The sequence below is a fragment of the Paenibacillus sp. FW126-R14 genome (genome assembly GCF_058789495.1).
Map to the genome: position 1 here is coordinate 59,594 of NZ_JBYTBS010000024.1, position 11,169 is coordinate 70,762.

8 protein-coding genes are annotated in these 11,169 nt (G+C 44.1%); 4 read left to right on the forward strand and 4 right to left on the reverse strand.

Annotated features, from left to right (window positions below; all coding sequences use genetic code 11):
- Positions 1 to 62: 62 nt before the first annotated feature.
- The 4 genes from AC3WRW_RS16795 to AC3WRW_RS16810 all read right to left on the reverse strand — a co-directional run bounded on the left by AC3WRW_RS16795 (position 63) and on the right by AC3WRW_RS16810 (position 4,544).
- Positions 63 to 1,181 (reverse strand): Ger(x)C family spore germination protein, encoded by a 1,119-nt coding sequence (locus AC3WRW_RS16795; protein ID WP_492547446.1) that lies wholly within the window; start codon positions 1,179 to 1,181, stop codon positions 63 to 65.
- Positions 1,178 to 2,281, reverse strand: a complete 1,104-nt coding sequence (locus AC3WRW_RS16800) for a GerAB/ArcD/ProY family transporter (RefSeq protein ID WP_492547447.1) — start codon at positions 2,279 to 2,281, stop codon at positions 1,178 to 1,180. Before AC3WRW_RS16800 ends, AC3WRW_RS16795 begins: the two co-directional genes overlap by 4 nt.
- Positions 2,271 to 3,689, reverse strand: coding sequence for a spore germination protein (locus tag AC3WRW_RS16805; protein WP_492547480.1), 1,419 nt, complete (start codon positions 3,687 to 3,689; stop codon positions 2,271 to 2,273). The genes AC3WRW_RS16800 and AC3WRW_RS16805 overlap by 11 nt, the downstream gene beginning before the upstream one ends.
- A 273-nt stretch (positions 3,690 to 3,962) precedes the next feature.
- The gene (locus tag AC3WRW_RS16810) at positions 3,963 to 4,544 is read right to left on the reverse strand and encodes a GNAT family N-acetyltransferase (protein WP_492547448.1); all 582 of its coding nucleotides are present in this window, start codon (positions 4,542 to 4,544) and stop codon (positions 3,963 to 3,965) included.
- A gap of 243 nt (positions 4,545 to 4,787) precedes the next feature.
- Between AC3WRW_RS16810 and AC3WRW_RS16815 the strand changes: the two genes are divergently transcribed.
- From AC3WRW_RS16815 to AC3WRW_RS16830, 4 genes are all read left to right on the forward strand, one after another.
- The gene (locus AC3WRW_RS16815; protein ID WP_492547449.1) at positions 4,788 to 7,223 is read left to right on the forward strand and encodes an EAL domain-containing protein; all 2,436 of its coding nucleotides are present in this window, start codon (positions 4,788 to 4,790) and stop codon (positions 7,221 to 7,223) included.
- A gap of 135 nt (positions 7,224 to 7,358) precedes the next feature.
- Positions 7,359 to 8,825 (forward strand): spore germination protein, encoded by a 1,467-nt coding sequence (locus tag AC3WRW_RS16820; protein WP_492547450.1) that lies wholly within the window; start codon positions 7,359 to 7,361, stop codon positions 8,823 to 8,825.
- Positions 8,826 to 8,853: 28 nt separating this feature from the next.
- Positions 8,854 to 9,951, forward strand: a complete 1,098-nt coding sequence (locus AC3WRW_RS16825) for a GerAB/ArcD/ProY family transporter (RefSeq protein WP_492547451.1) — start codon at positions 8,854 to 8,856, stop codon at positions 9,949 to 9,951.
- A complete protein-coding gene (locus AC3WRW_RS16830) occupies positions 9,948 to 11,117 on the forward strand; it encodes a Ger(x)C family spore germination protein (RefSeq protein ID WP_492547452.1) in 1,170 nt (389 codons plus the stop codon). The genes AC3WRW_RS16825 and AC3WRW_RS16830 overlap by 4 nt, the downstream gene beginning before the upstream one ends.
- The last annotated feature ends 52 nt before the right edge of the window (positions 11,118 to 11,169 follow it).

Below are 11,169 nucleotides of genomic sequence, written 5' to 3' on the forward strand. Positions count from 1 at the left end.
TTCTTTATGGAGTATCATAATGGAAAAGAACAGGGGTAGGCAACTGCCGTGATGAACGACTTTTAATTAAAAATCCCATGCTTGGTGATTTCAGCATTTACCTTTGCCACAAAGTTGATTTTCGGATAAGTTTCTTTCCAATTGATTTTTTCCCAAGTCTCATGATGAAAGGCGATAAGATGCCTCCCGATGCTCAAACAATCCGAGTCGGCTTTTTGCATTTTTTTAATGATATGATTGGCGTTTTCCGTCAGCTGTTCGGATATTTTTTGCTGCAGCTCCTTGATTGTTTGCTCCGACTCCAGATGGTCTTGGGAATCCTCTAGGATCTCGACTTTTACATCCAACCGTAAGTCAACGGCAATATGATCGGGATCTTGGGCCTTTATGTTTAACTTGCGTTTTGATTTCAGCACATTGATAAAAATGAAGTTTTTTCTCTCCGGCACTTGGTTTTCATCGACTTTAATTTTGATCCATGCCTTTTTGCTTTCATGATCGGCCATTAACATATAAATCGTTGATTCCAGTATCGTTAAATAGTGTCCCGTGTATTGACGCTCGTTAAACAAAGCTAATCCAATAATTTGCGCTTCTTTCTCTTTTGCTTCTATAAGAGGTAAGATGATATCGTCTCCGGGATCTAAGAAATTAGAGAACATCGGTCTTGTTTGCCGCGGTATGACCGTGTTGATTTGGGCGCTTTCAAATAATCCGTTCAAGTATTCGCTCATGCTCGTGCTCTCTTTTAGCTGGAGATTGAGCAGGTCCGTAGCGCGTCCTTTAACAACGGCGACGTTGGCTACAAGGGAGCCCTTCGGATCCCTGTAAAAGACGTCAAGCCCCGAGTAAACGTCCTGCTTGGCGTATTCTTCTCCAAACAAGAGAACGACTAATTTAGAGGCATTAAATTCTCCGGAGATTTTAAGATTAATTTCATTCCTGATATCCCTTGATGTATCGCCTTTCCCCGAAACGACTTGACTCACGGTTTCTTTCGTTCCTCCCTCGCCGCCTTTAAAAGAAGGAATGGTGTTCGTACTCAATACTTGACCGTCCGGCGTTAAATCGTACCCTGTCGTCATCACCAGTTTTACATCCTTCAGTATATTTTGATCCCAGCAGCCGGTTAAAAGAGAAACACACAGGCAAGCGAATAGAGGCGCTTTTAAAAGCTTCATGATCGAACATCTCCAGGTAATAATTTTTTCCCCCGCACTATCGACACGATTAAAAGGATACAAGGCAATACGAAGATGAATACATAGCTGGCTAGATCAATAAAATCGCTAACGGATTTAACCACTTTTTCCTCCGCAGGTAGAGCTGCTACAATAATGATCATCAGTGCTGCGGCATAAAAAACGAAGGGGGAGTGACTTTTTTTACGAAAGATATGGGCTGCACCATTGGAAGCTAAATAGAGATACATCATAAACGAAGTTGCAACGGACACAATCCAAATGGAAAAAAAGATGAGATCCACTCTATCGATGATTTTGAAATATTTGAATTTCATGAGGTATAGGATCGGTTCAGGGATGAACCTCATGGCTGAAGGGCCGAAATAAGTGAGGACAACAAGTGTCAAATAGGTGTAAAAGAAGGTAACGAATCCGTTGGCCATGAAAGCAACCTTCAATTTCCTGACGCCATTTCCTAAACAATAGGGGAAAATGACTAACAAGAGGTCGAATCCTTGATAAGCGAATGAGGCATTTCTCGCCCCGCCTAAGATGCTGGGCAGGCCGCTTTGTCCTAACGGAAGAATATAGAGATAGTTAAGATCCCTTAGAATGACCAAGGTAAATGAGAACAAAACAATCAACAAGATGGAAACCACAACAAAAAAACGAGCCAACACGCGTAAATTTTCTTTTACGCAAAGCACGCTGATGGCAATAAGGAGAACACTCACTAACCATATCGGTGTACGCGGAAGAATCCAAATATTCACTTTCTGTCCGAACTGTAAAATGATCGTGATTGCCGTAGAGAAAAAATACAGCATATAACCAATTTTGAGCACAGATGCCACATGTTTACCGACAATCTCACTCATCATCTCGAAAATAGTTAGCAGCGGGAAGCGCCGATATAATAACCAGATCAAATAAATGCCGAGCTGCAGAAGGAGCCCCGCAGTAAGCACCGAAATCCAGGCATCGCTTTTGGAAATCTTAAATACATCATAAGGTAAAGATATAACGCCAATGCCAATTTGAGTTTGAACGACGATAAAGAAAAGCTGGAATGGCGTTATTTTATTTTCACCTTTCACCATTTTTCTCCCACTCTCTAGACGCTATTTCTTGCTTCAATTTCTTAGGGTGCGAATCTAAAGGCCTTCTTTCCATCTGCCATATAGGCACTCTTATCACTGCATCCTTTAAATCTTTCCAGCGAAAAGGAGCAATAGGTGCGAAATAAGGGGATCCAAATGATTCCAATTTACATAAATGGATTAACAAAACCATCAGACCAAATACAATTCCCACAAATCCTAAAAGGGCGGATGCAATCATCATCGGGAACCTCAATAAACGGACGGCAGAACTCATTTCATTCGATGGAACGACATAGCAGGCAATAGCTGTCATGGCGACGACCACAATCATCGGATTGGAGACTAATCCGGCCTTCACAATCGCATCCCCAATCACAAGACCTCCGACAATGCTTATCGTTGGTCCGATGGCAGAAGGGAGCCGTATCCCTGCTTCTCTGATCAATTCAATGGTTAATTCCATGATAAAAGCTTCGATTAAAGGAGGGTAAGGAATTTTATCAATCGATCCTTTGACGGTAATCACGAGTTGATAGGGCAACACCTCAAAATGATAGCCGACCACAGCGATATAGATTGCTGGTAATGTTACGGCAACCACAAAGCTGAATAGTCGAATCATTCGAATAAAAGTCCCGACATAGAAGCGGCTGTTATAATCGTCAGGTGATTGGTAGAACGAGAAGAAGCTTACCGGTATGATGAGCACCGTTGGGGTTCCCTCCAAAAATATGGCGATTCGGCCCTCCATTAAATTGGCTTCTACCCGATCAGGACGCTCTGTATTTAACATTTGAGGAAGCAGAGAAGAAGTGGAGTCTTCCATGAATTCCTCCAAGAATCCTGAGCTGAAAATCATATCTGCAGAAATAGTTTCTAATCTTCGTATCGCTTCATTCGCCACATCTTCATTGGCGATTCCTTTCATATACGCAATTGCAATTTTCGTATTGGTTTTTTTGCCAAGGGTTATGTATTGAATATAGAGGTTGGGATCCTCAATTCTGTTACGAAGAAGGTTTAGATTAATTTTCATGCTTTCAACGAATCCCTGATGAGAGCCCCTTACGACTTTTTCATTCTGAGGTTCGGTCGTACTTCTTTCAAAGTGAGCCGCCGTATCGATTAAAAAGACATGTTGGTCTCCGTCGATATAAACAACTGAGAATCCGTTCAGCATTTTCCTCGTAATCTGATCTAAGTTAGTTGCATCCGGAAAATGGCCAAACGTGAAAAGTCCCTCATGATTCTCGGTTGTGCTTTCGGATAAGGGCACAAAAAGAGTTTGTTCGAGCTTGTTCTGGTCAATCAGCGTTTCGAAATAAAAAACGACACATTCTTTCTGTTTAAACATAAATCGATAGGTCATTAAATCTTGAGATTGAAGGAAAAAATCCTCCATATAGGTTACATTATCCAATATAGAGGGGAAGACTTGGGGGATTACGGATTCAGATTCCTGCGTTTTCCTTGTATTAGAATTTCTCCTATGTGGAGATATAAACTTATTAAATTTCACATGTACACATCCTGGGGAGTTAGTATGCAGAAGTTTTATCTTATACTAAAGTGTTCATTTTCTGGGAAATTATACCCATCCCGAGCGAATCAGGCAGGATAAAAAGCCACTCCGATAAGGAGTGGCTTTGACCTCGTGTGCACAGTGGAAGCTGTATCAACTAATTAATAACGCAAGCAAAACGACGTCAAGAAAGGTTTTCGTAACCTCGTGCATCAGATACTGCCGAAGTACCCCTTCTTCTTGGAAACCCAGCTTCTTTAAGAGCTTCAGCGAGGCGACATTCTCAGGGTAGACTTCCGCTTGAATTCTATGGGGACTAATATGTGTTTTGCTAAAATGAATAACGGCCTGCATGGCTTCAGACATGATGCCTTTGCTCCAAAATTCGGATTTTAAGTCATATCCGACAGTCAGCGGAAAACGGTGATCATCCTCGAAATGGCCTCTGATCGGCATAAGAATAACGGTTCCGATAATTGGCATCGGCTTCCTACTATTCAAGGAAATTCCCCAAGGAATAATTCTTCTTTCCTCAAAGGCATGGTTCCACGAGTTAATCAGCATTCGGGTATCTTCGATAGAGGTTGGACCATTCCAATCTAAATGCTTGGTGACAAGAGGGTCGGAGTAAAATTCATAAATGTCCTCGGCATCAGCGGCAGCCATTTGTCGTAAAACTAAACGTTCCGTGTAGATGGAAGGGAAAGAGGAAAATAAACTTTCGACACGCATCATTTTTCATTTTCCTTTGTAATCAAGATAGTAGTTTGAAAAAATTGTATCCTACGATCCTTAAGCGTAACTTAAAAAGGAATAAATAATCTTCCATTTTGCTTGCGAACAGGTGTGTCAAAAGGGTTAACTGTTCGTCAGTTAGCCCTTTTTTGCTTGAATTGAAGCTATTTATCTCTCAATAAATCAAGTAATATGTATATTATGGATAAATCCAATACATAATCATTGAAATGAGGTGTAACGGTGCACCATTTACATGGCTCTTACGATATGGTTTTAGTTGCCTTTTCTTATGTTGTTGCGGTAGTTGCCTCCTATACCGTTCTTGATTTAGTGGGCAGAATCAGCACTTCCCAAGGAGGGGTGCGCCGAGCATGGCTCTTATTCGGAGCGATTGCGATGGGATTGGGCGTTTGGTCCATGCATTTTGTCGGAATGCTCGCTTTTTCGTTAGATGTTTCAGTCCCTTATAACTTGGTAACCGTCATCGCTTCCGTAGTCGTTGTTATCGCGGCTTCCTTCATCGCCTTATTCATGGTAGGCCGAAGTCAATTAACACTGCGTCAATTGCTTGGAGGAGGGCTGCTGCTAGCAACCGGCATTTCGGCTATGCACTACATCGGTATGGCTGCCATGCAAATTGACATTACATATAAACCGTTTTATTTCTCGCTATCGATAGTCATTGCTATCGTGGCCTCTATTGCGGCGTTGTGGCTCGCTTTCTATTTCCGTAAAGGAACAGAGCCGAGCCGAGTGTGGAAAAAGCTGATCAGCGGCTTGATCATGGGAGCTGCCGTTGTAGGCATGCATTATACAGGCATGTACGCAGCCCAATTTCAGATGGGAGACACGTTGGCCGTACCCAGAGGCATGCTGCTGGATCAGAAGCTTTTGGCGTATGTGATTGCGTGCGGTACGCTGTTCACACTAGGCTTATCCCTCTTCGGCATCTACATTTCCAACCGACTGTCCCGCAAAGACTCCGAAATTCAGGAGCATGAAAAATGGTATAAATCCTTATTTGAAAATAATCAGGATGGCATCATTTCGATAGATAAGCAGTTTCGTATTATTGGGTTTAACTCAGCAGCAACCAAACTCACAGGGCTAAGCGGCGATTGGTTTCATAATCAGACGATAGATAACCTCTTGCCCTTTATTGTACCGGAAGAGCAGGGGCGTACGCTGGAGCTGTTCGTCAAATCGAGAGACGGCGCTATGCAGGCCTATCAAACCGCCCTTATCCACCAGCAAGGACACCGCGTAGAGGTAAGCGTAATTAACGCACCGGTAATCCTCGATGGCCAGGTTGTCGGCAGCTATATCATTGCCAAAGATATCACGGAAGAAAAACAGTCCAAAGAAAAGATTCAACACCTTGCTTTTCACGATGAGTTAACAGGTTTGCCAAACCGGCGGATGTTCAATGAAGCGCTGGCCCGGATGATCGCTAGCAATGCCGTGAGGTTCTCTGTTATGGTGATGGACCTGGATCGCTTTAAATTAATCAATGATTCGTTGGGACACACGTATGGCGACCAATTTCTACAGGAAATGTGCGAGCGCATCCTTCAGTGCATGGACGGTATGAATGTGACCTTAGCTCGCTTGGGCGGCGATGAGTTTACGCTTTTGTGCGATAGCCGTTATGAGAACGATGAGGTTTCGGACTTGGCTGAGCGGATCATCAAAGCGATTGGCACCCCGTATCGTCTGAAAGAGAACGATTTCTATGTCACGGCAAGCATAGGCATCGCCGTATATCCGGCTGACGGGACAGATGCGGTGCAATTGCTCAAGAATGCGGACACCGCGATGTACGAAGTAAAGAAAAATGGAAAGAACGGGTACCAGTTCTATACAGGGGAATTAAACGAGCAATTGCAGGAGAAAATCGAGCTGGAAGTCGATTTGCGGCAAGCGATCTCACGCAAGCAGCTATTCTTGAATTATCAGCCGCAAATTCGAGCCGGAGACGGCCAAATGATCGGGGTCGAGGCCTTAGTTCGTTGGAATCACCCGACGAAAGGCACGATTTCTCCAGGCGTGTTCATCCCGATCGCGGAAGAGACCGGCATCATTTACGAACTGGGCACATGGGTGCTGAGAGAAGCTTGCCGGCAAATGAAAGAGTGGCATCACGCAGGAGGACCGCAGATTCCTGTTTCCGTCAATTTATCCTCTCAGCAGTTCCACCAATCCAATTTGGCCGCATACATCAAGGAAATCCTGGAAGAAACCGGCCTTGAGCCGCAATATTTGGAATTGGAGATTACGGAAAGCATGATGATGGATGCGTCCGTTTCCGGAAGCATTTTGAACGAATTGACGGAATCCGGCATTCGAATCAGCCTCGATGACTTCGGAACCGGCTACAGTTCCTTGAGCTATCTCAAGCTATTGCCAATTCATAAGCTCAAAATTGACCGTTCGTTTATCCGCGATATTACGGAGAACAATAACGATAAAGCCATTGTAGCGACGATTATTTCGATGGCGCAGCATTTGAATATGGATGTCATTGCGGAAGGCATCGAGACGAAGGAACAACTGGATATCCTAATGGATAATGATTGCAAAAAGATTCAAGGCTATTATTACAGCCGGCCTTTGGCTGCTGAAGATGTAGAGGAAGCTTTCTTCGCTCCGATGAGACTGTTGAAACAGAAGGCGTGAATATGGTTTGTTGAGAGACCCGATTAGCTGAGTTAGAGCTGGTCGGTTTTTTTGTTTGCGGGTATAAGTAATTCTTTCCAAACAAATAATATCCCAAAAGATAGGACCAATGACATTGGAAGGAGGGGAGCGTAATTGACTTTAAGTGAATCCCTTTCAGCTGGTGTTAAACCGATCATGGACGCTATCGGACACAATCACGATGTCGTTGTGAGAGAAATCGTACTTGGCCGTACAGGGCGTAAGGCAGCAATCATCTACGTTACTACACTTGGCGACGCCGATGTCATTAACAACAATGTGCTGCAACCGCTGATGAAGATGGAAGCGGCAGACGGAGACTCGCTTTCGGATCAATTCAAAGAAAGAGTGATGCGGACTACGATTTCGCTTGCTGAAATGATCGAAACCGACCTATTGCCGGTGTGCATTCGCAATATTTTATCGGGAAATACCGTACTGGTTATGGATCAATATAGCGGCTATATCATCCTGGGCACTGCACATTTAGAAGGACGAAGCATTGAGGAGCCGAAATCGGAATCCGTGGTACGAGGCTCGCGCGAAGGTTTCGTGGAAAACATATCGACGAACATTTCACTGCTCCGGCAGCGGATCAAAGACCCCTCGTTCGCGATGATCCAGTATCACGTTGGCAGGCGTACCGAGAGGGAACTGATTATCGCTTACATGAAGGACATTGCGAACGATCAGATCGTCGAAGAAGCTTGTCGCAGAATAGAAACGATCGATATTGACGATGCAGCGGAATCGGGGTTTATTGAACAATTCATTGAAGATAATACCTTCTCTCCTTTCCCCCAAGTCATGAATACGGAACGTCCGGATCGGGTTGTCAATGCATTGATGGAGGGCAAAGTAGCTATCCTCTTGGACGGAACGCCTTTTGTTCTCATTGTCCCGGTGGCCTTTCCTATGATGCTTTACTCTCCGGAAGATAATAATGAACGTTGGATCTATACAAGTTTAATCCGCATGATGCGGTATGTCCTTGCTGTCATTTCTCTTTATTTGCCATCTTTATATATTGCTTTTATTTCATTTCATCAAGGGCTTATTCCCACTAAGCTGGCTATATCCATCACTTCCAGCAGGGAAGGCGTTCCCTTCCCCACCTTTGTCGAAGCCATGATGATGGAAATTACCATTGAAATATTGCGCGAAGCCGCTATCCGTCTGCCCAAGCCTATTGGACAAGCGATCGGGATGGTCGGCGGCCTTGTCATCGGGCAATCGGCGGTACAGGCGGGTATTGTTAGCCCCATCATGGTCATTGTAGTTTCCGTAACGGCAATTGCCTCCTACACGATACCTATTTATTCGGCAGGACTTGCTATGCGCTTGCTAAGATTCTTCATGATGTTTGCTGCCTCGGTGCTGGGCTTATACGGGATCATTATGGTTTCGCTAATGCTTCTTTCCCATATGATGAAGTTAAAAAGCTTCGGAACCAACTATGCAGGCGTTTACGTGCATTATCAACTCTCCGATTGGAAGGATTCCATCATTAAATTTCCCTTGAAATGGATAAAAAACCGCCCGAAATTGTTAGATCCAAAAGACGAGAAACGAGCGAATTAACGACAGAAGATGAAGGGGGATTGGACACATGAAGATCGTGCGAAGTGATCGGATTTATATGTCGCAATTAACCGTCTTAAACACATCCATGATTCTCGGACTGTCCATCCTTACGCTCCCGAGGGCCGCGTCTGAGAAGATCGGTACCCCGGATGTATGGATCAGCATCCTCATAGCGGGTCTAATCTCTGTGCTGCTAGCCGTTATTTGCGCGAAGGTAAGCCAGCGGTTTCCTGGGAAAACCTTTTTTGAATTCAATCAACAAATTGTCGGCAAAGCGATCGGAATTGCGTTTAGTGTGGTATTCTGCGTTTATTACATTTTGATGGCTGCATTTGAGGTGCGCATGCAAGCCGAGGTTATCAGACAATTTCTATTAGACCAAACGCCGATTGAAGTGACCATGATCACATTTCTGGTAGTTTCCGCTTATTTGCTTTTGGGACAAATCAACCCGATAGCCCGGCTCATGGAATTTTTATTGCCGATTACCTATATAAGCATTCTGGTTGTTATGCTGCTCAGCATCCAAGATTTTGATATCAATAAACTGCGCCCGGTTCTGAGTGAAGGGATACGTCCTGTTTTCAGCGGCCTTCTCTCGACGGCTCTTTCTTACTCGGGGTTTGAGTGTATTATGGTTTTCTCCGCTTTTGTGAATGAGCCCAGAAAAATGGTCTCCTCAGCCATCATCGGTGTTGCCCTGATCATCGTCCTGTATACGATCAATGCGGTTATCGTGATTGATGTATTGGGCGTCGCAGAATCCAGTACGTTAACCTGGCCGACCTTGGAATTAATGAAAAACGTTGAGTTCGCCGGATTCTTTTTAGAAAACTTTGAGGTCATTTTCATTGCCGTCTGGTTAGTTGAAATCTTTACCACTTATATTATTTCTCATTACATCGCAAGTCTTGGAATAAGCCAACTGTTTCGCATAAATATCAATTATGTGCATGTGGGGCTGTTGGTTATTATTTATATCATTGGTATTTATCCTAGCGATTTGAACGGGAGTATCAAGCTGGGAGAGCTGCTCGGCAACATATCCATGGTCACAGCGGGGGTCATGCCGGTTTTATTATTATCCATTGCTGTACTTAGAAAAAGGAGACATACACCGTGAAACGGCCCCCGCAACGGTATGTTCTGTTACTCTGCCTGCTTTCATTGACGGTACTCTCCGGATGCTGGGATAAACGGGAAATCGAACAGATTGGCATGATCGCGGGAATCGGGTTGGATCAAGGCGAAGATACAGCCGGCCATCGGATCAAAATGACCCAACAATTCGTCAATACGACCGTCGGAACGAAGGAAGGAGTAGTAAAAGGATATTTTAACCTGACTAATGAGGGTTCCAATATATTCGAGATCATTAGAAGAACGTCAACCAGAACCGACCGCTCTCCGTACTATACGCATTTGAAGGTAATTATCATAAGCGATAAGATCACCTCCACTTCCCAATTGATGGATTTAATGAACTTTTTTCAGCGGGATCATGAGATGAGACGAACCGTACGTGTCTATTTTTCCAAAGGGCCTGCGGGCGCCGTTCTCGAACACAAGACGGAAAATAAAGAGATTCCTGCCTTTAATATTTTTTATAAGTCCCGCAATCATTACAAAACGTTAGAAATGCCCCGCCAAATCACTTTGGGGGAGATGTCCGTTCATTTCTCTAATGAGCGCAGTTTCCTTGTTCAAGAAATTGATCTTACGAACGGATTCGCGCTGCACGGGGCTGCGGTCGTTTCAGGGAAAAAGAAGCGGCTGGCCGGTTGGTTGAATAACGAAGAAGTCTCAGGAATTAATTGGGTTTTGGGAACCCGGTATGGAAGTTATGGAGGCATCGTAACGGTAGTCGATAACAAAACAAAGAAAGAACTTGTATATGAAATTGACGATATCGAGACAAAAATCAAACCGATCGTGGAGGGAGGACGGATTTCATTTCTGGTTTCCATTCATTCCGAGGGACGGCTTGGGGAAGATTGGACTGTTAACGACGCCTTTGACGAAGATTTTATTAAAAAAGTGAACGAAATGGTCGCAGATGAAGTAAAGCGTATTGTCCGGCAAAGCCTCGCAAAAATAAAAGATGTTTATAAAGCGGATGTTGCAGGCTTTGGTGAACAATTAAGAATACAGAACTACAAGACATGGAAGCAGGTCAAGAATGACTGGGATGATGTATTTAGCCAATCGAACACGGAAGTGGAAGTGAAAATACACATTCGAGAGTTCGGGTCTAAAGGAAGAAAAGTCCCCAAGACGCCGAAAACATGAAAGAAAGTCTGCCCAAAGCCCTGCTTCATCGGCTCGGGCAGACTTTCGCTGT

What these genes read in the sequence shown, in the direction of transcription:
- AC3WRW_RS16805 (WP_492547480.1), bottom strand. Translation starts at nt 3,689, where the DNA reads ATGGAGGATTTTTTCCTTCAATCTCAAGATTTAATGACCTATCGATTT.
- AC3WRW_RS16810 (WP_492547448.1), bottom strand. Translation starts at nt 4,544, where the DNA reads ATGATGCGTGTCGAAAGTTTATTTTCCTCTTTCCCTTCCATCTACACG.
- AC3WRW_RS16825 (WP_492547451.1), top strand. Translation starts at nt 8,854, where the DNA reads ATGAAGATCGTGCGAAGTGATCGGATTTATATGTCGCAATTAACCGTC.
- AC3WRW_RS16795 (WP_492547446.1), bottom strand. Translation starts at nt 1,181, where the DNA reads ATGAAGCTTTTAAAAGCGCCTCTATTCGCTTGCCTGTGTGTTTCTCTT.